The following is a 25,215-nucleotide window of genomic DNA, read 5'->3' on the forward strand; positions in this document are numbered from 1 at the left end:
TTTCCCCCTGCCCCCTAATTATTACTCTGTAGCTAGCCAAGCACGGAGTACTTCTCCAACTGACCAAGCTTGAGCAATACAACCTTTAGGTTCCATTGGTGGATCTCCATTAGATATTTCACTGATAGTTCCAACTCCAGCAGTATAGAGGTGATGTTGCATCGGTTCTAGAAATTGCCGAGCAACGGATGCGTTCTTGAACACACGTAAGTGAGCTAAGACAAACGGCCCAATTAACCATTCCCAAACTGTTCCTTGGTGATAAGCGCCGTCACGATGACGTTGATCTCCACCGTAGTGACCGATATACTGCGGATCATCAGGTGCAAGACTGCGTAATCCGTGAGAAGTTAGAAGCGATCGCTCGCACGCTTCTACTACTTGCCGTTGTTGTTCAAGAGTGAGCGGACTTTCTGGCAAGGATACGGCGAAGATTTGATTTGGTCGCAAAGAGGCATCATTACCATTTGGGCCGTCTAATACATCAAAACAATATCCCTTGGCATCATTCCAGAAACGACTAAAACCTTTTTGAGTGGCATCAGCCATTGCATCATAGTCTTTCTCAGGTTTTCCTAACTTTTGGGCGAACTGGGACATTGTTCGCAAAGCGTTATACCAAAGGGCATTCACTTCTATAGGTTTGCCAATGCGAGGAGTAACCACCCAATCATCGACTTTGGCATCCATCCAGGTCAGCTGCACTCCTTTTTGCCCTGCATAAAGCAACCCATCACTGGGATCGAGGCGAATATTGTAGCGCGTTCCTTGACGGTGAAATTCGACAATCTCTGCGAGTTTGGGAAATAAATCTGCTAATAGCTTGTCATCACCAGTCGTAACAAGATAAAGGCGGATGGCTTCAAAATACCACAGTGTTGCATCAACTGTATTGTAGTACTCTTCTGTGGGTGGCTTATTATCGTCAGGAAAACGATTGGGCAACATTCCCTTATTGATATATTGGCCAAAGGTGCGAAGAATGGACTCTGCAATTTGGGGACGATTAGTCGCAAGGGTCAAACCGGGTAGACTAATCATGGTATCCCGACCCCAATCAGTAAACCAATGATAACCGGCGATAATGGTTTTTCCACCTTGTCGATCAACAATAAACTGATCGGCAGCGAGTACAAGTTGCTGCACCCAATCAGGAACTTGAGGCGCTTGTGGCGATCGTTTAGCTTGCCAGTCTGCTATCAGCTTTTGCTCGTACTGGTGACGTAAGTCTAAGGCTACTGCACCCTTTAAATTAGGATTTTGCTGTCTACTAGCGACAAAAGTAAATGAGCTTCCAGGCTCAAGTGTGGCTTCAAAAGTTGCTGCGTGAAGATGATCGTCTATATCGTTGAGTCCGCGTTCCTTTTCGGCTGCGAGTTCAAATCCGTAGTACCACTCATTATTAAGTGAGGCATTACCGCTATCTGTCAACAAGTACAAAGGTTGCGCTCCCTGAAACACTGTGACACCGACTCCATGCTCGATCGCTTTTACACTCATTCGCCAATCCTTGGCAGGCGATTCTTGAGCATGGGTTCTGCTGTGATAATCCCGGTGATTAACAAATGCTTTGATTGATAATTTAAGCGATCGCTTTGCTCGTTGCAAGTAGTAATGAATATATGTAGTATCAGCCCCAGGCTGCATCCAGATGCGTTTTTCTAATAACGCACCTCCACAAGCAAAGCTCCATACAGGTACTGTTCCTTCTAAATAAAAGCTTTCAATATGGCGATAACCTTGAGGATCAACTGTGCCATTTGACCAACGATTAGCAAACAGAGGATAAAAGCTGTCTTCATACTCTGCTGTTTCATCTAGCTTTGCTAGTAGTAAGGTTCGCTGCAACGGTGGTTGCAGTGCAGCCACAAGTAAACCGTGATAACCCCGTGTTGATAAACCTGCTACTGTACCTGAAGCATAGCTGCCGCTACCATTGGTTACTAACCACTCACGCGACTCTGCTGCATCAAGATTTCCACAAATTTCCCGTCCGAAGTTAATGCTCATAAATATACCTAATTATGTCACTTTTTGTTTCCACATCAATAACTTTTATTAACTCCAAATCTATATATAGCAGTCCTAAATCATTTGTGAAAATTATATATCTCTTTCTTCTTTCTTCCCTTTGCGCCCAAAGCCAATACTTTGCGGTAGCCTGCGGCAAGCCGCTTTGCGTCTACGTTTTCAAATTTTATATTTTTCACGAATCAAATAGGACTGCTATAGTTGGTAAAAGTTTTTGAATATATAGCAATCCTAAATCATTCGGAAAAAATCTGTTGCCTATTGCCTGTCTTCATGACTAATTTGATAACTCAAATAGGATTGCTATACCGCCTTATCAATCAACAAAACGAGTTTAACTAAACTCATTTATAAGCTACGATTCAGTTCTTGCCAAATTTTTTAAAAAACTCAGGCTAGGTGCAAAAAAATATTCCCCCCCCTTCATTTTTACCGGCAGTTTAAACCCATATTCTTCAGTTTTTGATCCGCCCCATTCTTTCGGCCATTTCTGAATTCCCTCTGGTTGACCAATTAGCGGATCTGGGCCAGCATTGACTTGAACAAAATGCTTAGGATTTGCCCATCTAGATTGTATAAAATTAAACTGATTTTCAATATCTGCTTGAAAACAAAGAAACAGCAATCCTGAGCCTGTTGTCGGCTCTTGACTGCAATCTTGCTCTCCAAAACTGACAGAACGACGAGCAATCCGATGCCTTCTCTCCACCTTGAAAGCCTCGTCAAAACCTGGGGAAGACTCTACTCTACCTGTATCGCCTCTGGGATTAACTTTGCGGATATGGGTGTGGAACGGACACCTTGTTGCCTCCGTATCCAAGTCGTAATTAAAGTTATTAAAGTAATTGTAATTGGTCGATGTCGCGCTTTGACTCGGTAAATCTGAGAGGGTTACTGGAGTTCCATCTTCAAACCGTCCCACAACCAAAGCTCCGGCTAAAGTTTCATTAATACCTAATTGTTTAGCCAAATTCCGTACCTCTTCACGGAATTTTTGGACATTTTGTTCAAGTTTGCGACAAACTAAGTAACTGCCATAACTATCTTCAGTCTTACCATTAGGATCTTTAACCAAGATCGCATTTAGCGGAGCGCGAGGGTCCCATTTGCTAAAATCAGAGTTATTAGCTTTGGCGCTGGCAATATTTCGTTTCAGAAATAAAGGTTGACTAACACCATCGACATAACCGAAGTGTTCTATAATTTGTTTTTGAGCATTTCTGAGGATAAAACCATCTTCTCTATGAAGTATTTTGGACAGCTGAGACAATTCTGAACAGATATCGTTAATTGCTTTGGATAAGTCTGTCAAGTTATCATCTGCTAGAAGTAGCAAAGCATCTGATTTCTGTTGAAATCCTGCTTCCCAATCTATCGGTGCTGGATCGTTTAATGAGTTCTTGATATCAACATTCTGCATACCTAATCGAAATGGTTGATCTCCAGGTATTTTCCACGGATTTATTTGCAAATATTCATAACCTTGACAAGATAAATATAAACTAGCAAATATACCACCTGATATCTTTTTAGTTCGGTACTCGCGTGCTTCATTTGACTGCTGCTCCGCAGATTTGACATATTTCTGGGCAAAGTTTTGAATCCATCGTTTGACTGCATTTACTTGACCAGATTTAAATTGTAAAAACAGATGTACGATATGATCTCGTCCATGCCCATTCAGAATGTTTCCCTGTAAATCATTTAGCAAAGTCTGGTATTTACCAGGATTTTCTGGATCGATGCCATCTTCTGGTATGGTTTTTAAATCTTCTTCTGTTAGTGCCATTGCTTAACTCTTGTTGTAAAGTTACAATTGAACCGTTGCAGATTAAAATCAAGTATTTTAGATAGTGTTAGTAAAACATTTGGTTTAACACTACGCAACTATTAAAGTCGAAGGTTTCAAACGAAAAATATAATAGGGTGGCATAGAAGTATTTTCTCCTGCATTGAGAGGAGCAGAACGGTGTAATTGATTGCAATCTAAATATATATAGCCATCTGAACCCAAGGTCAGTGAATCTGTCCAAGACAACTTCTCGTCAGTAACTAGAATTTGGTAGCAGCGATCTGGTGTAATCACTCCAATCGCGTTATTTGCTAAGTCTCCCAAGTAGATATTGTTTTCTTGGTCAATGGTAATGCCATCACAAATTGGTTTTTGGCTGTATCGTTCAATTTTGCTGCCCAATTCAGCTTCACTCAAATCAGGATTGCTCAAGTCTGCACTCTGCACGCGGTACATACTAGTACCATGCATCGGACATAAATATAGCCATTCATTGCATGTATCTAAGACAATCCCATTCACACCCAAGTGAGGACGAATTAAAGTCCCATTAGGCTGCTTAATCTGCACTGGTATCCCGTCAACCACCAAATCAATGTCGTCTGGCACTACGCTTTGGTGTCCTTGTAAAATGCGACAAGCTAACCCTGTTTTCAAATCGACCCTAATCAAAGCCGCCTTATTTCCTTCTGCTGGATCGGAAATATACACAACATTACGGGTCAAATCCACTGCCAAATCATTAACAAAGGAACTATCTAGTGTTATAGGCGGTGGTAGATAAATCACTCGTGCCAGTTCATTTTTATGAGTGTCCCATGCCACCAGTTTGGGAACTGACTTACTTTGATTGCCGTTGTCTAACATCCAAACAGTTCCATTGGCATCGGACTTAATTCCTAGCACGGTATCAAAAGTAATATTTTTTACTTTTGATGACTTAGGAAATAGTACTAGATCGTCTTTGGTAAGTTCCGCTACTTTGATTTCAGGGTTATAAAACTGGTGAAGGCTAAGAATAATTCGACCTTCTGGTGTGACAGTGATGTTACCGGGGGCAATCGGTAATTCTGCTACGACCTCTAGGCGATCGCGTAAATTTTCCATAGTAAAATTTTATTGATTTCGCCAATGGTTAAGAGAATGTGATTTCCTGGAAGTAGTTACAAAATGGATTTTCTCATAGTAAAAAACCTTCTTTTTGATATTTGATTGAGCCTCCTTAAACTTCAAGCTTTACCATCTTGGCGTGGGAAGGCTTACCTAATTCATTGAGGTAGAACATCATGTAGTAACCTGGTGGGTAAAGATTAGCATTTTTCGGTACTCTAAATTTGATGGCAGACTCACTTCCTAAAGCAACATTTTCGACAGGCAAATCTGCTAATCGTTGCCCATAATCGAAAGAATGAGTAACTGAACCCAACTTAACCAGAACCACAGAACCTGTTTTTGTGGCATCCTTGACTGAGATGCTACTAGATTTTCCATAGTTGAGGCTTTCAGGAGCTTTAAATATTTCAGGACGAGCACCCGGCTTAAACAAATAGGGGGGACTGAATATCTCTGCCTGCCAAATTTCAGAAGGGACGAAGGGTTGTTTGTCTCCTTTATCAAGGTCTTCCTTAATAAAATAACTTTGAGGAGATTGGTAATATTCTTCAAGATTGAATTCCTTTTCCTTCTCACCTGATTTGTCTGTCAGTTTGGGAAACTTATAATAATATTTCAGGGGATCTCGCTGGATATTAACGTGAAGTGTGCCATCTTTTTCCCGTGCTGTTCGATTGGCATTTCCTCCAATAATCAAAACACGAGCATCCGGTAACAAAATTGCCCCATTATGATAAAGCCTGGGTAATTTAGCAGGATTCATCGATTTGGTAATGTAACCCCCTATAGCCCTGGAATCGGGAGTCATTAGCAAAGGTTCATAAACTGGCTTGTATTCTGGATATTCACCGCCATTGACTACCAACAGTTCCTGATTGGGCAGAATCACTGTTTGGAGGTTAGCTCTTGGCTTATCAAGAAAATTATTGACAATTTCCCACTTGCCATTCTTTTCTCCACTCTTACGGGAGGATGTCCAATGCTGTAGGCTAGTAGAAACCCTTGACCAGTTTGGAAAACCTGCTGTATTACCTCCTCGGCCATAGTTGATGTCGTTGGTGCCGATGATACCTCCGAGTAATAAAACATCTTCAGAATTAGGAACTTGTACGGCAGTTCCATAAGCTTTAGACGGCTCTCCCCGGTCGGCTACTACTTCAAAACTGACGGATAATTTCTCCTCTGCGCCCTCATGGATAGACATTAAATAGCTTTTTTTGCTGGACTGTGTGACCAAAACCCCACCAATTCCAGCGTCATCTCCAGTTATCAAAAGTTTGCCATCAGCTGTTGGGAAAACGCGAGGATACAGGTCTATAGTATCGTAGGCACCAACATCTGTGAGTTTGGTGTTGAAGGGACTGTTCTCTACGGTTGTTAGGTCAATATAGTGGAGTTTTTGGGTTTTAGGATCGTAAATTTCTAGACTTGGATTAACTTGATTGGGAGACTCGTATTTTAGACCGGAAAAAATAACTATTTTCCCATCAGCTAGTGAAATTAAACTGGGATACCAACGTCCTTCTTTGAGTTGTCCGGCAGCAGACCACTTACCTGTTTTCCAATTATAAAGGTTGACCTGTCTAGAGCCTGTAAAAGCTCCTCCAGGATAGTATCGTCCAGTACCACCGACAAAAAGAACATTACCATCAGCTAGTTGCAAATGACCGGAACAAAATAAATCGTTGATTTCTCCATATTGCTGGACTGGTGGCGAAGCAATGCGTTCAAATTTTCCAGTTTCAGGATCTAAAAGGGCAGTATTGTTGATGACATCATAATCTGTGACATTCACTCCTTCTATAAAACTGGGATTGGGTTCTGCATTTTTAATAACTACAGTGTTGCGAAAACTACTACCACTGACGCTCAACACCTTGCCATTGGGAAGAAGTAAAGTATGGACAGATTGCATCAAATTTTCTTTAGGAGGCATAGGGATGGTTTCCCATGCACCCATTTCTTCTTTTAAATCGGCTATTGGCTGGGCGATCGCCTGTTCCCAGCCACAGATAGTAATAGCTACAGCCAGAATAAAAGCCAGAAAAACTGAGACCATCCGATTTTTATTAAATAGCATAATAATCGAGAAATCTTAAGTACCTATGCAAAATTAATTGCCCAAGATAGAAGAAGAGGTCAAATGATATTTAAATGAAAAATATTTTATTTACTATTTAACCCCTTATATTCCCTATGATGGCAAGGAGAAAATAAACAATCGGATTCACAAGCGATCAAAATCAGTATCTAAATATTTGACGATTGCTCAATCAAGATAAATCTCTTCGAGAATTTAGACAGAAATATCTAAGTAATTTAGGATAACTAATTAACATGAATACTTGATTTTATCCAATTCTATTTGAGTAACTTTGATGGCTTCGTTGGCAATATCATAGGCACTTGGATATTTATTTTCAGGATCTTCTCCAGGAATCCAAAACTTACGCCGAGTCAAACGAAGTGAGTTAATAAAAGCAGGAATGGCATTGAAAATCTCCACCGCGATCGGGCCATCATAGACTTGTAAGATTGGTTCTAAAAATGATTGCCAAGGAATCCAACTTGTATGAAGTGCCCCGCGATCGGGAGGAGAGACTTGTACGTAATGAAGTCTTTCTTGTTCCGCAAGATATGCCACTTGTGCTTTGAATATCTCAGGCCCATCACCATCAAGAGTTTCGTGAGCGCTATCAATCACTACTCCTACTTGTTTACTATCAACTCCATCCAAAAAATCAATTAATTGCGATAATTTGTTAGGGCCAGGGGTTTCCCAATGAGTAATTGGTTCAATTGCTAATTTAACATTTTGTTGCTCTGCGTATTGACCTAACTCATCAAATATTGTCTGAGCATTGCGATAGCGAATTGCTAAATGCTCCTGAAGTTGATCGCTCCATATTGGAACATTAAAGTCAGTAGTTGGAAATACACCATAAGGGATGACAATCGGCCCCATCATAATTTCACCCCTCAGTGCAGCTGTTATGTCAATCCTTGACTTGAGGTACTCTAGTGCTGCTTGTCTTTGTTCATAGTAGGGAGAACTTAGATCGAGGGTACGGGTAGCCCCGACATTAGTAGCAATTTTTACATCTTCTAACCCTTCTGAGTCCAGACTATATCGCAAACTAGCATAATCTTCAATGTGTTTTTCGTAATTTTTATCTTCGTTAGGCGCAATAGGAAATTCAAAGCCAGTGTAACCAAACTTTTGAAGCTCTTTTATATGCGTTAGAATTGTTTGCCGATATTCTGAATCACCAGGATTCAAATTGACGGTAAACAGGAAGAAGCTCAGGTAAATATCAGGCAAAGATGATGAGTTGCTCATGTTAAAATTTGCGTTTATTGCTGGTTAAATCCAAAAATTATGAACTTTAAATTGATGAGTTAAACCAATTTTGCTACCTATTAACTCTCGTAAAATTAGTATCCGTTGCCTGTAAGCCACTGAAGCAAACCTTCAGGATTATCTATGATAGCTTTGGGATCGAACATAGGCCATATATACACAATCCCTTCTTCATCAAGACGGAAGAAATTGTGCAGAGTATATAGAGTTCCTTTTGTTGTCTTCATCTGCCATACACCGCTTGCTCTCGGATATTGAATAGTAACAGATAGTACGTTCACCTCAGCAACACGAGTTGCAACACTGCTAACAAAACGCACAACTTCTTCACGCCCATTGATAGTCCTTTCACTAATCGGGCTAAGAAATTGAATTTCAGAAGAAAACTGTACCTTTAAAAAATCACCTGTTCCAAAGGAGCGGAAATAATAGTCAATAATCTCGCGATATTCTTCTTTGCCCTTTTTGCATTTGTTCATTTTACAATTCTCCAAAGCTTGAGAAATCGTAGTATTACAAGGGTTTATTATTCCAAATTTGACGACTAATTTTCCAGTTATTATCCTGTTTTTTCATTAACCATAATGCCCGAAATTTAACCAGTTTTGATGGGCTACCATCTTTTGGGTAAATTGTGGCAAAAGAAATTCCTAGGACATAACCAAAATCGCCAATGACTTCGATTTCTTCAGCAGTGAAAATTGGATCGATCTTGTTGCTAGCAATCTGTTCGCTAAAGCCTTCAACAATGTCATTAATCCCAACGCGATCAGCGACATTCGGCGCCATCCAAAGAGCATCTTCTGTATACATCTCGCCGTAACCACACAAATCTTCAGATTTAACATTAGCGGCATATACTTTTTCAAAGACACTTTTGATCTTTTCTTTATCACTCGATTTCATTCCTATTCTCCGTTGAAATAATGTTTAATTATTTTATTTGCATCTAACAATTGGGCAAATTCCATCATATTTCGATCTTCGCTATAGAGAATATGACACTGCAAAACGAATTTGCTGATGAAATAACTATAAAAGCCCTAAGGATGTGGTAGATCAATTCAAAATTCATAATCTTTGTCTTTTGAATTTTGAATTGACTACTGATAGTTGCTGAAATAGCTTATAAACCAGTCACATCACGTAGATAACTACGAGCTATTAGCGCGTTTTTCAAAGGATTTGTTTTGTTAGGATCTTGTTCTGCTTCCACTATGAGCCATCCTTGATAGTTGGCATTAGCAAGCTCATTTAAAATTGGTTCAAATTCAATTGCACCTTCTTTGGTGTCTCCTGGAACAGTAAACACACCTTTTTTGATCGAACCTAAAAAGCTCCAACCTTTTTTGATGGACTCATCTAAAATAGGCTGACGAATGTTTTTTAGGTGAACGTGCTTGATGCGATCGGCATATTTCCTTGTTACTTCCAGAGGATCGACTCCTGCGTAGTATAAATGACCAGTATCGAGCAGCAAATTAACATATTCGGGATTGGTATTTGCCATCAAGCGATCTATATCAGCCAAGTTTTCTACTCCTGTACCAATATGGGGATGGTACGATATCTGCATACCTTGCTCCTTTGCTTTTTTACCAAGTTGATTCAACCCTTGAGTTAGAGCATTCCATTGCTCGTCAGTAAACTTTGGTCTGTTAGGCAAAGGTGCAACTGGCTGTTGATGAACTGCGTTACCCAATTCGGCTACCACAATACTTTTGCTGCCACCAATTTGTTGCATAAATTGCACCTGTTTCTTGAATTCAGCCCAGGTTTCATCCGTCTTTCCTACAGTGAACTCAGTCCCCACCCAAGGTTCAGAAATAGTCAAGTTACGAAGTTTTAACTCTCTTTTCAAAACTCCGATATCTTCCGGATACTTACCTGAGGTTTGCGAGCCTTTGAAGCCAGATAGTGCTATTTCACTCAGAATCTGCTGATAAGGGATACGAGGATAGAGATCAATACTAGGATCGTCACCATTGCTCCAACCCGTGGGCGTAATGCCCAAATAAACTTTTCCTGGATCGAATATAGGTGTTGTCTTTGAAGGCGGAACCAGAGAGACTAAATATGAGTTTTTGTCGCTATTTGTAGCGGCAGTGGCGGGAGAATTCAAGTAAGTGATCCCGAAAAATACCAATGCCACTAACACAACCAATAAGCGACCAATAGATTTGAATTGGTTACAACCTGTAGAGTTATTCATCTTATGCTTACTTTGTTGTTTCAACATAGTTTGGTTATCCCAAATATATGTAAGTTTGTTCGAGTTTTGCCAGGTTAGTTAATAGTGTGCTTTCAAGAAGCAGTAATCAGCTAAAAAAGATAAAGGCTAATTATCGCTCGTTAAAGTGAAGGAAAGTATTAACTAGCTCTTAATTTCAGAAAAAACCTCATTAGCACATTTAACTGCTACTGCTGAAAGTACTAAAATCTTCTAATATTTAAAATCACTTTAATTGATCCTTTCATAATCAGTTAATAGCTTAAGAAACTTTTCAGGATCGTTATGAAACTGATTACTATTTTTCAATATTTAAGTATTTACTAAAAAGGAATAGGTCTAGCTGAAATAGTAGTATTTCTTAACTAAACTTATTGCACAGTCAAAATATATCTTTAATTGGAATTTAGATTATAGATTTGGTCTCAAGTTTTCAGAAATCAAAGATAAAAGATATATTTATTAACCATATAGACATGAATAATTGCATTGGCTCAAAAAGATGAATAAATTGGGAGAATTTTTGTCTAGCAATGCTGAGGATTAACAAAAGTTTATTGTAGAAAAAGTTGCAGAATAATTTTGGCGATCGCCATGCTCTTTTCCTTTATACTGCCTTCTCTATTTTGAATTCCTTCTCAAGATTCTGTTTGGGATGATGAGAATTCGTTTTTTTGAGTCAAATTTCCTCAAATATGGCTTATCCCGAAAGGAAGTTTTGTCAATGCTTTACAGCAATGTTCGCGAATGGTGGGTTATGAAATTGTACTAACCCACCCTACATTTTTTTGAATTTTCAGCTTTTCAAATCACACTGAAGCAGGACTTAGGTCTCACTGCAAAGCACCAAACTTAGTGACATCTCCATTATAAGTAGTCCCGTCAGGCATTACAGAATTAGACAGGTCTGCCCCAGATAGCTTAGTTCCATTAAGCTTGGCTGCTGATAACCTTGTATTTCTCATGAAGGTATTGGACAAATCCGCTCCTGATAGAATAGCTCGAGAGAGAATTGCTGCCTTTAGCTTGGCATTTTTCCCCACAGCATTAGATAAATCTGCATCAGAGATAATGGCTTCTGTTAGATCTGCACCCGTTAAATCCGCATTTAACAACTTTGTTTTACTCAGAAGGGCATTATATAAATCTGCCTGAGAAAGATTAGCCTCCGTTAGATCGGCATCTGACAAGGTTACCCCCATGAGTATGGCTCCCGATAAATTGGCTTTTTTTAGATTAGCTCCTTTGAGTTTTGCGTCATTGAGTAGGGAGCCAGAGAGATTGGCTTCTGATAGATTAGCTCCATCGAGCGCGCTGCCATATAAATCTTTACCTGATAAATCGGCTTTCGATAGATCGCAATTAACACAGGCGTTTGTAACAAGCAACTTTTGGTAATCTGTCGTAACGAAAGCGTTAGCGGGCAAAGTAAAGATGGCCAAGCTAAGGAAAATTAAGAAGGCAATAGTAGAGAGTCTACGAAACCAAGATGTAATACTCATGTTTGGTTTTAAAACTAGGAATTGTTGCTATTTTGTCAGGCTCAAAGATGAGTCTCATTTTAGTGGTTGAGTGAGGTGATACCCAGAAGAGATGTTAGCTTTTAGCCAAGCTGACTAAAGGGGGTTCGCTCCAAGTCCCGTATCCCTGGCCTTTCGCGCCAGGTGGGTTAACACCAATTGCAGACCATAAAAGTCCTTCTGGATAGGCTTGTGGACTGATAATAAAGGTTCCATCTTTCTCTTTGGTTCCGTAAACATCCCGCCAGGATTGTGGCAGTGCATACCAAGTGGCTATATACCAAACCTTGATGATATTGCGGGCGATGGGGCCAAATTTCTCAGATGCCAAAATCTGCGTGATTGATTCGTGGTTGTTTTCTTGTTTTTCAAGCTCCAACTGATGAAAACTTGTTAATAGTTCTGCAAACAGCTCTCCACCAATGATGTCCCGAATGGTTTCAAAATAAAGAGTAGCCAGACCTGTTCCCTGCAAGTGAAACTTAGAAAAACCTGTAAGAACCACTGAGAGATTGAGGAAATAGTCCAAAAACTCAGGTGCATTAATATCCATAGTTATTTACCTCTACAAAAGTTTAGATCCCCAAGTCAAAGTTAGCTAAGGCTAGTCCAACCGAAAAAGAGGAGCTGCATTAACCCCTGGTTTGCCTGGAATGGGGTTACGCATTAAACTATTAGCCTGTTCTTTGAGGCGGAACATTCCCCCAACTGCGGGAATCAAATGCTCGGGATGTCCGTCAAAAGCGTATTGAATCTTGGCTAAGAAGTCACTATAGGCAGAGTGAAACTCTAAGGCTGCTGTACGCACTTCCGATCCTTCTGGATAATCACTCAGTTTGGGATTATCCTGAATCGGATAAACTCCGTCCCAATCTACGGTAAAGTGTTTACCTGTAGGCTTATCAGGCAGATCGGATTTTGTAGGATCGTCCTTGTCAATTACATAATATTGCTTTAATAATATTTGCTGAAAACGATAGTCATGGGCTAGTTCTCGCTCTGCATCATAGATCGTTTCGCTTCTTGACCCCTCACCCTGATCTTGAATCACTTTTAAGGCTCGTATGGCTGAACGCAGATCGGTCACTGGGATGATGTCTCCACCACCGTTGTAGTAGTATTCGGGGGTAATTTGTCGCTTAAAATCGCCACAAAATAGATTGGGATTATCTTTATAGAGCGCATTTAGACCACGAATTATCTCTGCATAAAATAAGCCAATGCTGTAGAAAGCCTTGGTCGGATCGAAGCTTATAACTTCCAACAAATATTCTTCTAAGCTTCGAGATGCAACTAATGCTTGACTTTCTGGAACGTGTTGAGACCGTTCAATTTGACGAAAGGTCTTTATCGTCTCTTCGGAAAACTTGCTTAAACCTACTTTAAAATCTGTAGAGCCTGTAGGTAGATAGCTAGGATATCTTGGAACAAAATCAGATGTCGTCAGGACTCCTGAATCAAACGTTCCTCCCACCGCATTATAAACATTAGCCACGAGAGTTAGGTGTAGCATTTCTTCTACAGCAACCGCCCGGATAATATGGAAAGCTTCTAAATTCGTTCCGGGTTTAATCGAGTAAAGCGCTGTCATGTAAGGGGGAATGGTTGCATGTTCTATCTTCATTGCCTGTATGAGATAGTACTTTAATTGATCGACCGTTGTAATCAACTTTAAGCTATCGGAGACTGTAGTCATAATGTCTACTCGCAATATTTTTTCGACTGTGTAAGGGGTACGTCAAATAGCTGTAGAACCCTATTTAGGGCTGAAATTCAGCCCTAATAAAGCTTTGGATTAAAACCGCGCCCAAAGCCTTTCTCTGATGGAGCGTAATCTTAATTGATGACATGCTCTAGATGGCTTGCAAATTACTGGTTTGCAAATTATAAGAATTTAATTCTTTAAGCATCTGCTCGGCAGCTCTAAAACTCAGCGCGGCAACGGTCAATGTTGTATTTGAACTACCAATGGTTGGCATACTTCCTGCGCCGACTAGGTAAAGATTTTGATGATCCCAAGAACGCAGATGACTATCAACAACTGAATTGGATGCTGCCGTTCCCATGATATGAGTTCCCGAAAAGTGGTTTCCGCCTTTGTATACGTAACCTTGACCCTCAAACTCAAAATAAGCGGGGTCTTTAGGATCGTAGTTGGTATGATCGTCGGCTCCTAAACGCTCGAAGATTACACGAGAAACTTTTCTGGTATAAGCAAGGGTTCTGCGACTGTAGTCGGGTAGGTTGAAGTTAATGACGGGACGATAATTATCCAGTTTATCCTTGTACCTCGGATCGATGGTTACTCGGTTCCCGTACTCGGGGAGTAATTCACACATGAAAGCCAGCAGCAGTTGTCGTGAAATTCGACTAATCAATGTCTGACGCAGTTCTTGGCCATATTTGTTTTTGTTGTCGATCGCATCTTCCACTTCACCCTTGGGCGATCCGGTTGCCCATCCCCAACCATCATTGTGAATATCTACCGCGAAGGCGGATTGTAAATTACGAAAATCGCCTCTACGAAATGTTCCAATTCCTGATGTCACAAGAGGCCCTCGCATAGTGCCAGTCACTTCAGGCATCAAAGCCCAAGCTAACGTGAAAGGGTGATCCATTAAATGCCGCCCAATCATTCCACTGGTGTTAGGCAACTCAGAGCCGAGCAATAGGCGAGCGTTTTCCACCGCATTAGTCGCTAAGACAAATAATGTTCCCCTAGCGGTTCCTGTAGTGTACTCATTAGAATTGGGATTCTCATAACGCTTATAGTGAATGGCACTGACGTGACCATTTTCGCGGTTATATTCTACCCGATAAGCCACCGCTTGGTAGAGTACATGAACCCGACCAGTTGCAAAGGCTTTACCTAAAGTTCTGCGAGCATCATATTTCGCTTGAACCGGACAGATAGGAACACAGTTAGCGTTTCCTTGGCAACGTTCCCCAAACTGAACAGGAGGGACAGTGGTTACTCCGTCGGGAACGAAACGGTTACCAGCATCGTATTTAGGATTAGGTACTCCATTGCGAGCTTGAGGAAAAGTAGAGAAGCTTAATGTATGGGTCTTGCCATACAGTTCAACTGTAGTCCCAGCAACTTTCTCAATAACTTTTTGATCTAAGTAAGAGGGGGGAAGCTTTTCCATCGGGAAAACATAGTCATCTGGAAATTCGATGCCTAGTTGTTTTTGCTCATCTACGTCCCCACAAACCCCCATTTCGTACTCGGCTTTGCGGTAGTACGGCTCAAGGTCTTTATACTCAATCGGCCAGTCAAGACCTTGACCGTAGTGAGTCAATAACTTAAAATCTTCCGGTAACATCCGTGGGGTTTTTGCTTCCCAGTGCATCGTTGTCCCGCCCAGAACCCGTATATAGGAACCCGAAAGGGGCATGGGGCCTAGCTCTATAAAATAGTCTTTGTAATCAGTGGGGCTTTGAACATTGGAGTTAGCAGGATACGGAGAGTTGGGATTTTTCTCCACCGCTTTGTAGAAAGTCTCGACGTAACTTTGAAAGCCTGCAAGGGTGAAATCCTTTTCTACTGTAGCTTCCAGGATTAAAACCCTCTTGCCCTGTTGACTCAATTCTTTGGCAACAATGGCTCCAGCGACCCCCGTTCCTACGATGACAACATCATACAACGTTTTAGAGACAGTCTCAGAATCGACATTTACAATTGTCTGACTTAGGCTCATTGGTTACTCCTTAAAAGTTACTCTTTGACATGAATCTATTTGGCAATATCTCCAGATATTAAATGAGAGGACTTTTGCTTCAGCAATATCCTTATTAAAGACTCCATCACCGATCTAAGGAAGTCAATACTGACAGACTTCTTCTTGATCTGCCATCAACTTTTTCAAGAAAATTTATTACATACTGTATACTTGTTATAAAGTTTAGTAACATGCTCGTTTGCAAACTCTAATTCCACGAAATAGGAAGGCAAACGCATCTTGCCAGAATGAAGACGGTTCCAGTAGTCAATTTCTGAATTTGTAGATAAATTGTGTGTTTTATTTACAGACTTTATAAATTATGTATTACAAACAACATCATATTATCATCACCGTAAATACGGAGTGTCAATCAGTAATATTACGTAACTATATTTACAAGTTCAAGCTACTTCATTAGCTCAATTCGTTTATTGTTATAGTCTTGTACTGTTTAAGAAAGTAGGGAGTCAGCCTTTTCTAGTTGTAAAGAGTTTTTTCACAAATAAAATAGGAGTTTTATATATTGGGGAACTGACAGCGAAATAGTTAATTTATCGCTGAATTAGTGATTGGTGTTTAGACGTAAGAAAGGACAAAACGACCTAGCAGTGCTGAGTTAAGGCTCTCAAAATGTACATAGTTAGAAATCAAAGACTTAAGCTGATTTTGAGGCTTGTTTATATCGTCTAATATCTAATAATGCCTTTTTTAACAACAGGATAGCGAATACTACGTTGACGTGATTTGCCGATGGGACATCCTGGAGACTTTCCTCAGAGTTTGGGGGGTTGGGCGGGTGTACTAATCGCCGCTAAAATTCCAGACCAAGCTTGGGCAAACCTTCTGGCGTCAATTGAGCGGATAACTTCTTCTGCCTTAGCGCGTTAGCATCTCCCTTTGAGCGATAGATATCGCTAGCCCAAAAATTTTGTTGAATACCCCGATTTAGCCCCTCACTTTAAGTATTATTACTTATTGATAAAAATTCTATAGATTTAAACTCTCAGCAATGGGTCAAGAAGGATTCAGGTAATGTACTAGATGCGTAGACGCGCTTTGAGCGGTTTTTCGTAGACATTGCGCGTGTCAAAAAGGCGGTTGATCAGGGTATGGTTAACACTTGGAGTAAGCATATTTAAATTAACTTTGACAAAAAGTCTAATTAATGTGTTAGAAAGAATCTGGATTAATCATTCATTAATCGTTTGATTGATTTTCCGAAATGAAAGCGATGCCTTTGCTTGGTAAAAAGGCTACATATATAACAAACTATATAGTATCTAGTCTTAAAATTTTGTTCCTAAGCATATGTGAAGAACATTATTTTAAGGTTTATTCATGATGCAAAGTATTTTGTTAACACAATGAACTTATTTCAATATCATAAGTATAAAATTTTAAAATTATTACGGCGGTAAGGCCCAAACCAGAAAGTTTTTTAACGATAAAATTCTTGCATAAACAAAGCAGTAGAATTGGCATCCATGCGGCACAAAGTAGCGACAGTACTACGCGCTTTTGCCCGGCAGCTATTCCTGCAATGCCCATTACTGACTGCTTGTTGCCGTTTTACTTTTTTGTCGAGCCTCGATAAATTCGCTCCATTTGCTCTGGAGAAAGCACTGTCATTGGAAACCATTCATGTGCGGAAATAGGGAGTTCCGGGGACGATTGAAATTCCCGTTGTTGAGTTTTAGTAAAATGTATTTCCACATTGCTATTTAAAGATGGGCTAAGTAATGTCTCATCTATCTCCGATGGAGGAAGCTGATTTTGAGGCAAGACATAGGCGTGCTTTTGTGGATCGTATGCCAAAATTTCTCCTGTCTCGATTTGATAAATCCAAGCATAAATATTGAGTTGCCCTTGGTGAAGCTTAGAGTGAATCACTGGATAAGTCCGTAAATTTTCGATTTGGGTAAGCACATTCTCAGCAATAATTATTTCTAAGAGTTCTTCCCCTTCGTAGTGGCTATAATTGTCTTTTACCAGTCGTCGCGTTGCCTCTGCATACTTAAGCCAGTCATGTACAAGAGGCATTTCTACCCGCAAGCTGTCTAACTTCATTAACCCTTTCATAGCACCACAATGTGAGTGACCACAGACAATAATTTGTTGAATATCTAATGCTTGAATAGCATATTCAATTGTTGCCCCCTCACCGCCATTAGTCGCACCAAATGGTGGAATAATATTACCTGCATTGCGGATAACAAATAATTCGCCTAACCCAGCTTGTGTAATCAGGTTTGGATCGATACGCGAATCTGAACAAGTAATAAATAGTACTCTGGGCTTTTGACCATGAGAAAGTTGTTCAAACAGTTCTTCATTAGCGGAAAAATAACTACTTTTAAACTCGCGCAAACCTTTAATCAATTTTTTCATAGGAGTACCTAAATGAACAAGTAATACTTGAAACTTCTAGTAAAAATTCAGTTCTCAAATTCAGGAGTTAGGGACGGGTTAATAACATCTGTAAATAGATTGACTTAATTGATGGGCTTTTGTCATTGTACCATCGGCTTAGTCAAAGGGTGAAATTTATTATTGTATTGTTTAAGCCGTCTTGGGAAACTACTTTACCTGGGCGCAGTTTTAATCGGAAATCAATCTGCAATTGGTAATAATTTTGGTATTTTTCTCCTTCCACTCATCTCCCTATCTGCATATCCCCTACTGCGAAAATTTTGCTAACAGCTTTTTAATGACTATCTGCTTTTGTTGGATAATCATTGCAGCACGACTTTAAGTTGGGAAATTCGTAATCCAGAGCAGCTAAAAAAACTCCAAATTATTAGAAAAAAGGATTTTTTATCAAAGTGGAACCAGTTTCAATGTCTAACAATAACATAGTTCCTTGTAACGTTCCAAATAACTCTTTGTAACCCTGCCAGAGCGGTAAACAATTAATTGTGCGATCGCAGTGATCGCACTTTTGCATAACTAGCAATTTGGGTTAATATCTGGACTTCACCAACTAATGGCAATGGTAAATAAATTCGTAGTAATCACAAAGAGTGCTTAGAAAACAATACGCTTTGTGCCTACTACAAACCTCATAGCGCAAGCAAAGTACTAGTACAGCACGGCGGAAATCAAGCTACCATATTAAAACTTGCAAAAGCCTTGATATACAAAACTTTTCACTTTTGACTTTTGACTTCCGCCCTGCGGCGCTAGGTGATTACAGTTGGCTGTTCCCGTCCTGTAAGTTCGCGGATCTGGGCTATCTCCTGGGCAATAGTAATTAAAGAAGCAAGTGCTTCTTGTGGATCAAGGTCATGTTTGCTGGGATCTGGCTCGTAGCTTTCTATATAAACCCTTAGGGTTGCACCTTGAGTACCCGTACCAGAAAGTCGCACCACAATTCGAGAACCATCGGTAAAGCCAATGCGAACACCTTGTTGATCGCTAACGCTACCATCAACAGGATCGGTATAACTAAAATCATCACTGTATTCAACTTGATAGTTACCGAATTGCTTGCCTTTGAGAGTTGGCAATAAAGAACGCAGTCTTTCTATTAAGGTATTGGCTGGTGCTGTCTGTATCTCTTCATAGTCATGGCGAGAGTAATAATTGCGTCCATAAGTCTGCCAATGTTCCCGGACAATCTGCTCAACAGATTGTTGTCGGACTGCTAGGATATTCAGCCAAAACAGCACAGCCCATAGCCCATCTTTTTCGCGGATATGGTTAGAACTAGTACCAAAACTTTCTTCACCGCAGAGAGTAGCTTTCCTTGCGTCTAAAAGATTGCCGAAAAACTTCCAGCCAGTGGGTGTTTCATAGGATTCAATCCCAATCTGAGCAGCAACTCGATCTACTGCTTGGCTAGTAGGCATTGATCGCGCTACCCCGGCTAAACCCGCACTATAACCAGGGACTAGTTTGGCGTTTGCGGCTAACACTGCGAGGCTATCGCTAGGGGTGACAAAGAACTTACGCCCTAAGATCATATTGCGATCGCCATCTCCATCAAAAGCTGCCCCAAAATCTGGCGCATCCTCTGCGTATAAAATATCCACCAACTCATGGGCATAAACCAGATTTGGGTCAGGGTGTCCGCCGCCAAAGTCTTCTAAGGGTATACCATTACGCACAGTTCCCACTGGTGCGCCCAAACGTTGCTCAAAAATGGCATGGGCATAAGGACCAGCCACTGCGTGTAAGGCATCGATGCTGATCTGAAAATTTCCTCTTGTTAATAGTTCACGAATGCGATCAAAATCAAACAGGGATTCCATTAATTCTTGATAATCATGTACGGAGTCAATCACCTCAACTACCGTCTCTCCCAAATGTGACTCACCTAAAGTTTCTAAGTCTACATCTGGTGCTTCCAGAATTTGGTAGCTATCAATTACTTTACTGCGATTGTAGATAGCCTCTGTCACCTTTTCCGGGGCTGGGCCACCGTTGCTAATGTTATATTTCACACCAAAGTCACCATTTGGTCCGCCCGGATTATGGCTAGCAGACAAGATGATGCCACCAATAGCCTGGTACTTGCGAATAATAGCGGAAGTTGCAGGAGTAGACAAAATTCCCTGTTCACCAACTTTAATCCGCCCAATGCCATTGGCCGCAGCCATTTTTAAAATGATTTGAATGGCTTGGCGATTGTAATAACGCCCGTCACCACCCAGGACTAGGGTTTGCCCACGCAAGTCGCCTACAGAATCGAAGATAGATTGGATAAAATTTTCTAGGTAGTGGGGCTGCTGAAAAGCCTTAACTGCTTTCCGCAGCCCAGAAGTACCAGGCTTTTGGTCGCTTAAAGGAGTAGTAGAAACTTTATGGATCTTCATAGATAAGGTTTAACAAAGCATTTTTCTTTTACAGCTTTGCATAAATTCGTTACAAAAAAAATTGCCATATATATATATATAATTATGTACCCATCGATACGGTTCGGGTAAGCTGGCGTTGCAGGCAGGGCGGCTGCATCATGCCAACAAGACCACAGCAGCACTACACTTGACAAGCTTTGATATCGCCAGCCAGCACTCTGTTTGCCTGCTATTAGCCGCCATCTCTCCATAAATTTAGTTCGCCATAAACATTGATGTCAAACGTAAATTCGATATCAATCTGGTTGTTGGGATATTCTGTGGGCAAAGGTGCAAAAGGTGCAGCTCGCTGTATAGCATTGAGTGCTACTTCATCAGTTACACTGAACCCAGAGGTTTGTGCAATATTGAGATTGCTAACTTGACCAGAACGGTTAATAGTGAAGTTAAGCACCGTTCGCCGATTAGACTGGCTCATTCCTGGTAGCCACTGCTGCCGAACGCGTTGCTTTAGTTTGTTTAAGTAAGAGGTGAGGTCTATATCTTGACTGCGGGCATCAATACCAGAAGTAGCTTGGCGATCGCGGTTGGAATTAGGCAAGGCTGCCAGATCATCACCACGATAATTCTGACTAGATACACCCAGAGTACCACCCAACAAACTTGCTGCACCTGTTTTTAGAGATGACTGAGCTTGGGTCGGTGTTCGCGCACTTAATCTAGTTGTCGATTGCCCTAACTTCTTAGGGTTGCTGGGTACTGGTAATGTCGTAGCTCTTTCAAGTGCTGTTTTTCCCAGTGTTGCTGGTAATGGTGTAGTCATTGGTGCTACTGCAATTTTCTTAGAATTAGGGGCTTGTACTATGGTTGTACGTGCTGACGCTGTTTGCTTTGGGTTGAGTACTAAAGGTGTTGTCAAAGGCGCTGTTTTAAGAAGTCGTGCTACTGCAATTTTTTTAGAATTAGGGGCTTGTACTGCGATCGCAGGTGCTGAAGGTATTGGCTTTGGGTTAGGCGCTGTTTTAAGAAGTGGAACTGGTAGTGGTGTAGTCATTGGTGCTACTGCAATTTTTTTAGAGTTAGGTACTTGTGCCTCTCTTGCAGATGCTGATACCGTTTTTCGAGATTTAAATTGTGGTTGTTGACGAGATATATTTCGTGATTCTGTTTTCTGCTGCTGCGGTCCTGTCTGGAATACCTCTGGTGGAGATGAGGCTGTTAAGTCAAAAGAACGCTTATTATAGGCTTTATATTCTGTGGGATTCGCTGACTTCACCACAGAAACAGGTCTTTCTGGCAAAGCTTTACCACCGGCAATAGAATTTTTAGTAGCCCGGAATGAGGTTTGAGGAGGTATGTCTGTTTTATTCGCAGGAACTTCAACTACCTCGATTGGCATCTCTTGGGTAATTTCTTGCTTCGGCTCACGCATCAAAGCTCTGTACCAATATTTGCTCCCTATTAATAAAATTGAGTGCAATAGGATAGAAGTAATTACACCTTGGAGCATATCGATAGAGCGCACGCTCCGATGGTACAGAAATTTATCAGAATCAGCCATGTGATTGTACTTTCTTTAATAGCAGCCTCAACAGTCTATTTATAGGGTACAAGCTTCTGTTATTTTGGGTTATCTATAAGACTGTAGAAAACAGCAGACATCGCACTTCCCAAATCTTCGCGCCAGTTTTCCCACCAACATGCTACTCATTACTCCAATAGCCTCTCCATCAGTAGGGTTTTCGGCAATCTTGGGATTACGCACTGCCTAGGGATCGCATTTATGAACATCTGGATATATGCAGTTGCTGCAACCCTTCCGGCGCTACTGGCCCTTGGGGCAAAATACCCAACTGCTGCGCTACTTCCTTGGTGGAAAGCTTAAAATCCTGGGGGAATATGCAATGATAAGTTTTTCAGTACATTGGTGTGACCGATTCTGTTCATTATGTTCCCGGACGAAAGCGAATATGATCGGGTATATGATGGCGATCGCCTAATATTTCTAACAAAGGGCCATTAACGTCAAATTTAACCATACTTACCGACGCGACTAAAATATTCACCCGATAGCGATAGCGTCCCAAATCAATCCCCAGTAAACTGCAAAGCATAATCCGAATCGTGGCTTTATGGGAAACTACTAAAACATTACCTTGGGGATGTTTTTCTTGAATTTCAGCAATTACAGGCATAGAACGATTAGCAATATCTACCGCAGTTTCTCCACCTAGTGGTGCATTCCAAGCGGGTTCTGTCAACCATTTTACATAGTTTTCTGCGTAATTCTCTTGGGCAAACGATTTACTCTTCCTTTCCCATTCGCCGTAACTACCTTCTCTAAGTCCGTCACGCAACTGCATATCCATACCGATAGCATCACAAAATGGCTTGGCAGTTGCAATTGTGCGCTTCATCGGGCTAACATAAACAGCTTCCCACAACAAGCTTTGATAAACATCGGCAAAACCGGATGCCATCTGCATCCCCTCTGTTGTCAACTGGGCATCAGTTTCACCGCAGAAATTACCACTTTGACTAAAAGTAGTTTCTCCATGTCGCAGTAAATATAAATTGAGTGTCATAGCTTGTATCGCGATTGGGATAAAGGAGTTTGTGCAAAAATAAAATACCATTAATCTCGCAATCGAGTCTGTGACACCAGGACAAAGTAATCAACCAAAAAAGTCAATCAACCACAAACTTTAATACAGTAATCAATGCAGTAACGCAGTAAATAGTTCTGATGTTGGTTGTAAAAATCCTTCAATACACGCTTTCAAGTTATACTTACTGCATCAATTCAGTAATGCAGTATGACAAGCTCAGTCTGTGCGTGGTGGTGCGCTTCAACCCGCTATATCTATCAGTCGTGCTGTTAAAGGTACAAAGTTATTGGGTGAAGCGATCGCACTTCTATCAAAAACCAAAGAGGCGACAGTATTAAAAACTGTGATTCACCAAAAACAAGCGATCGCAGATACATTTGTTCTGGGAGCGTAGTTTACCGCCGTAGGCATCGCTTATTCTAGACTCAAAAGCAAAGGCGATCGCAGTTCTACCATTTCTTTGTGAGGTTGCGCCAAATTTTCTTTCTTCTTTGTGTCCTTTGCGGTTCGTTCCTCATATAGTTTGGCGCATCTTCATACAGAATTGGGATTACCCCTCTTTTGTCACTCTGGGGAAATAAAAATTGGGGCTAAATGATGAAACCTATATTTAGTGGAAAGATTAGCGCTCGCAAGCTAATAGAAACCTTCCAAGAAAGCTCTACAGTTAAAATCCTATCTGGGCAAGGGTTACAGATTATTCTCTGCCGAAAGTGACAAAAGAGGGATTACGCCGTAGCTTATCCACTAGCGGCTCAAGATTATTTACAACAAGCTCAATTTGCACCTTCGCAATATCCCAACTTTTCCAGTCACTAGGTGCTAGGACGACCTATTCCAGGCACAATAAACTTTAGTTAAATCTATTGGTCAAATCTATAATTATTTTGAACTACGATAAGTCTGTAGGTAAATCGTACATTATTGAAAAGGCAAAAAAATAAATAATACTGCCAATAAATATTTTGCAAGGGCAGCCGTGGGGACCGGTTTGCGGACTTGTAGACGCATAGCGGCTTCCCGCAGGGTACGGACTGCCCATACAAAGATAAAAAAGGTATTGATCTGTTCTAAACTAAAGCGGGTTCACGTCGGTTATATGCAGAAGAATCTCCCTTAATAGCTTCACTCTGCTTACCATCAATACCAACAGGAATATCACCCACAAGTGTAACTCGTTGAACGTGGCGAGGTTGATTACCGTAGTCAGCGATCGCATAATGTTGAGTAGCGCGATTATCCCAAAAAGCCACATCGCCAACTTTCCAGCGCCACCGGACTGTATTTTCAGGACGTGTGATGTAAGCTTGCAACAATTTCACGATTTCATCGGATTCATTCTGTGATAAACCACGTAGACGGCGCACGAACCCACCAATGAATAACCCACGTTCACCAGATTCAGGATGAACGCGGACAACTGGATGTAGGGTTTCGTATAAAGTTGAGGTGAAAACAGCCCGATGCTCTAAAACTTCTTTTGGCAAGTCAATTGTAGCTGCTGCATAATCATAAGCATTGCTGTGTACTGCCCAGAGTTGGTCAGCAAGATTACGTAAGTGAGTTGGTAAATCTTCGTAAGCAGTCACGGAGTTTGCCCAAATGGTGTCACCTCCCGACGGTGGGATGACAAGCGCCCGCAAAATAGAACCAAGAGGGGGACGATCTACAAATGTGACATCGGTGTGCCAAGTGTTGGCGCGGCTCACAGTCTTGCCGTAATTCAGATCAAGAACTTCTGGGTTTTCTGGCAATGAGGGAACGGTGGGATGGGCTGTGGTGACTTCCCCAAAGCGTCGGGCGAAGGCTACTTGTCCTTGAGCGTCAAGGTTTTGATCTCGGAAGAAGATGACTTTGTGTTTAACTAAAGCTTTACGGATATCGCTGATGATTTCATTGCTGAGGTTACTGCTCAAGTCAACACCAATGATTTTTGCACCGATACGTCCGGCGATTGGTTTGATGTCAAAGTGTTGGGAAGTCATAATAGACTTGTCGCTTAATAAGGTAAAGTAAAGATAAGTGACACGAATGAGAC

The 25,215-nt window shown here is 41.1% G+C and carries 18 protein-coding genes; 1 reads left to right on the plus strand and 17 read right to left on the minus strand.

Annotated elements, in window-relative coordinates:
* Window positions 1-21 precede the first annotated feature (21 nt).
* From ACFE90_RS04755 to ACFE90_RS04830, 16 genes are all read right to left on the minus strand, one after another.
* Entirely contained in the window at window positions 22-2,010 is a 1,989-nt protein-coding gene (locus ACFE90_RS04755; RefSeq protein WP_375498217.1) for an amylo-alpha-1,6-glucosidase, read from the minus strand.
* A gap of 376 nt (window positions 2,011-2,386) precedes the next feature.
* Complete coding sequence (locus ACFE90_RS04760; protein WP_375498219.1) at window positions 2,387-3,820, minus strand: Dyp-type peroxidase; 1,434 nt, start codon at window positions 3,818-3,820, stop codon at window positions 2,387-2,389.
* A gap of 90 nt (window positions 3,821-3,910) precedes the next feature.
* Window positions 3,911-4,930 (minus strand): L-dopachrome tautomerase-related protein, encoded by a 1,020-nt coding sequence (locus ACFE90_RS04765; RefSeq protein ID WP_375498221.1) that lies wholly within the window; start codon window positions 4,928-4,930, stop codon window positions 3,911-3,913.
* 115 nt (window positions 4,931-5,045) lie between these two features.
* Window positions 5,046-6,995: a galactose oxidase-like domain-containing protein gene (locus ACFE90_RS04770; RefSeq protein ID WP_375498223.1), complete on the minus strand. Its 1,950-nt coding sequence runs from the start codon at window positions 6,993-6,995 to the stop codon at window positions 5,046-5,048.
* 273 nt (window positions 6,996-7,268) lie between these two features.
* A complete protein-coding gene (locus ACFE90_RS04775; protein ID WP_375498225.1) occupies window positions 7,269-8,276 on the minus strand; it encodes a sugar phosphate isomerase/epimerase family protein in 1,008 nt (335 codons plus the stop codon).
* A gap of 95 nt (window positions 8,277-8,371) precedes the next feature.
* Complete coding sequence (locus tag ACFE90_RS04780; protein ID WP_375498227.1) at window positions 8,372-8,776, minus strand: DUF4904 domain-containing protein; 405 nt, start codon at window positions 8,774-8,776, stop codon at window positions 8,372-8,374.
* Window positions 8,777-8,810: 34 nt separating this feature from the next.
* Window positions 8,811-9,203 (minus strand): YybH family protein, encoded by a 393-nt coding sequence (locus ACFE90_RS04785; RefSeq protein WP_375498229.1) that lies wholly within the window; start codon window positions 9,201-9,203, stop codon window positions 8,811-8,813.
* A gap of 220 nt (window positions 9,204-9,423) precedes the next feature.
* Complete coding sequence (gene iolE / locus ACFE90_RS04790) at window positions 9,424-10,536, minus strand: myo-inosose-2 dehydratase (RefSeq protein WP_375498231.1); 1,113 nt, start codon at window positions 10,534-10,536, stop codon at window positions 9,424-9,426.
* Between the two features lie 824 nt (window positions 10,537-11,360).
* Window positions 11,361-12,029, minus strand: coding sequence for a pentapeptide repeat-containing protein (locus ACFE90_RS04795; RefSeq protein WP_375498233.1), 669 nt, complete (start codon window positions 12,027-12,029; stop codon window positions 11,361-11,363).
* A 94-nt stretch (window positions 12,030-12,123) separates the two neighbouring features.
* The gene (locus ACFE90_RS04800) at window positions 12,124-12,600 is read right to left on the minus strand and encodes a hypothetical protein (protein WP_375498235.1); all 477 of its coding nucleotides are present in this window, start codon (window positions 12,598-12,600) and stop codon (window positions 12,124-12,126) included.
* A gap of 51 nt (window positions 12,601-12,651) precedes the next feature.
* Window positions 12,652-13,743 carry a ferritin-like protein gene (locus ACFE90_RS04805; protein ID WP_375498237.1) on the minus strand — a complete coding sequence of 364 codons (1,092 nt, stop codon included), beginning with the start codon at window positions 13,741-13,743 and terminating at the stop codon, window positions 12,652-12,654.
* 157 nt (window positions 13,744-13,900) lie between these two features.
* Window positions 13,901-15,748: a GMC family oxidoreductase gene (locus ACFE90_RS04810; protein WP_375498239.1), complete on the minus strand. Its 1,848-nt coding sequence runs from the start codon at window positions 15,746-15,748 to the stop codon at window positions 13,901-13,903.
* Window positions 15,749-17,341: 1,593 nt separating this feature from the next.
* Window positions 17,342-18,160: a carbonic anhydrase gene (locus ACFE90_RS04815; RefSeq protein WP_375498241.1), complete on the minus strand. Its 819-nt coding sequence runs from the start codon at window positions 18,158-18,160 to the stop codon at window positions 17,342-17,344.
* Window positions 18,161-18,951: 791 nt separating this feature from the next.
* Entirely contained in the window at window positions 18,952-20,586 is a 1,635-nt protein-coding gene (locus ACFE90_RS04820; protein WP_375498243.1) for an alpha-D-glucose phosphate-specific phosphoglucomutase, read from the minus strand.
* Window positions 20,587-20,800: 214 nt separating this feature from the next.
* Window positions 20,801-22,000, minus strand: a complete 1,200-nt coding sequence (locus ACFE90_RS04825) for a TonB family protein (protein ID WP_375498245.1) — start codon at window positions 21,998-22,000, stop codon at window positions 20,801-20,803.
* Between the two features lie 514 nt (window positions 22,001-22,514).
* Window positions 22,515-23,153, minus strand: coding sequence for a histidine phosphatase family protein (locus ACFE90_RS04830; RefSeq protein ID WP_375498247.1), 639 nt, complete (start codon window positions 23,151-23,153; stop codon window positions 22,515-22,517).
* A gap of 247 nt (window positions 23,154-23,400) precedes the next feature.
* Between ACFE90_RS04830 and ACFE90_RS04835 the strand changes: the two genes are divergently transcribed.
* On the plus strand, window positions 23,401-23,571 hold the full coding sequence (locus tag ACFE90_RS04835) for a hypothetical protein (RefSeq protein WP_375498249.1): 171 nt from the start codon (window positions 23,401-23,403) through the stop codon (window positions 23,569-23,571).
* Between the two features lie 676 nt (window positions 23,572-24,247).
* Here ACFE90_RS04835 and ACFE90_RS04840 read toward each other — a convergent pair.
* Window positions 24,248-25,162: a TauD/TfdA dioxygenase family protein gene (locus tag ACFE90_RS04840; protein WP_375498251.1), complete on the minus strand. Its 915-nt coding sequence runs from the start codon at window positions 25,160-25,162 to the stop codon at window positions 24,248-24,250.
* Window positions 25,163-25,215 lie beyond the last annotated feature (53 nt).

Source organism: uncultured Nostoc sp. (assembly GCF_964245445.1).
Lineage (GTDB): Bacteria > Cyanobacteriota > Cyanobacteriia > Cyanobacteriales > Nostocaceae > Nostoc.

What these genes read in the sequence shown, in the direction of transcription:
- ACFE90_RS04785 (WP_375498229.1), bottom strand. Translation starts at nt 9,203, where the DNA reads ATGAAATCGAGTGATAAAGAAAAGATCAAAAGTGTCTTTGAAAAAGTA.
- iolE (WP_375498231.1), bottom strand. Translation starts at nt 10,536, where the DNA reads ATGTTGAAACAACAAAGTAAGCATAAGATGAATAACTCTACAGGTTGT.
- ACFE90_RS04770 (WP_375498223.1), bottom strand. Translation starts at nt 6,995, where the DNA reads ATGGTCTCAGTTTTTCTGGCTTTTATTCTGGCTGTAGCTATTACTATC.
- ACFE90_RS04795 (WP_375498233.1), bottom strand. Translation starts at nt 12,029, where the DNA reads ATGAGTATTACATCTTGGTTTCGTAGACTCTCTACTATTGCCTTCTTA.
- ACFE90_RS04775 (WP_375498225.1), bottom strand. Translation starts at nt 8,276, where the DNA reads ATGAGCAACTCATCATCTTTGCCTGATATTTACCTGAGCTTCTTCCTG.
- ACFE90_RS04820 (WP_375498243.1), bottom strand. Translation starts at nt 20,586, where the DNA reads ATGAAGATCCATAAAGTTTCTACTACTCCTTTAAGCGACCAAAAGCCT.
- ACFE90_RS04815 (WP_375498241.1), bottom strand. Translation starts at nt 18,160, where the DNA reads ATGAAAAAATTGATTAAAGGTTTGCGCGAGTTTAAAAGTAGTTATTTT.
- ACFE90_RS04840 (WP_375498251.1), bottom strand. Translation starts at nt 25,162, where the DNA reads ATGACTTCCCAACACTTTGACATCAAACCAATCGCCGGACGTATCGGT.
- ACFE90_RS04765 (WP_375498221.1), bottom strand. Translation starts at nt 4,930, where the DNA reads ATGGAAAATTTACGCGATCGCCTAGAGGTCGTAGCAGAATTACCGATT.
- ACFE90_RS04760 (WP_375498219.1), bottom strand. Translation starts at nt 3,820, where the DNA reads ATGGCACTAACAGAAGAAGATTTAAAAACCATACCAGAAGATGGCATC.
- ACFE90_RS04755 (WP_375498217.1), bottom strand. Translation starts at nt 2,010, where the DNA reads ATGAGCATTAACTTCGGACGGGAAATTTGTGGAAATCTTGATGCAGCA.
- ACFE90_RS04800 (WP_375498235.1), bottom strand. Translation starts at nt 12,600, where the DNA reads ATGGATATTAATGCACCTGAGTTTTTGGACTATTTCCTCAATCTCTCA.
- ACFE90_RS04825 (WP_375498245.1), bottom strand. Translation starts at nt 22,000, where the DNA reads ATGCGTGAGCCGAAGCAAGAAATTACCCAAGAGATGCCAATCGAGGTA.
- ACFE90_RS04830 (WP_375498247.1), bottom strand. Translation starts at nt 23,153, where the DNA reads ATGACACTCAATTTATATTTACTGCGACATGGAGAAACTACTTTTAGT.
- ACFE90_RS04805 (WP_375498237.1), bottom strand. Translation starts at nt 13,743, where the DNA reads ATGACTACAGTCTCCGATAGCTTAAAGTTGATTACAACGGTCGATCAA.
- ACFE90_RS04780 (WP_375498227.1), bottom strand. Translation starts at nt 8,776, where the DNA reads ATGAACAAATGCAAAAAGGGCAAAGAAGAATATCGCGAGATTATTGAC.
- ACFE90_RS04810 (WP_375498239.1), bottom strand. Translation starts at nt 15,748, where the DNA reads ATGAGCCTAAGTCAGACAATTGTAAATGTCGATTCTGAGACTGTCTCT.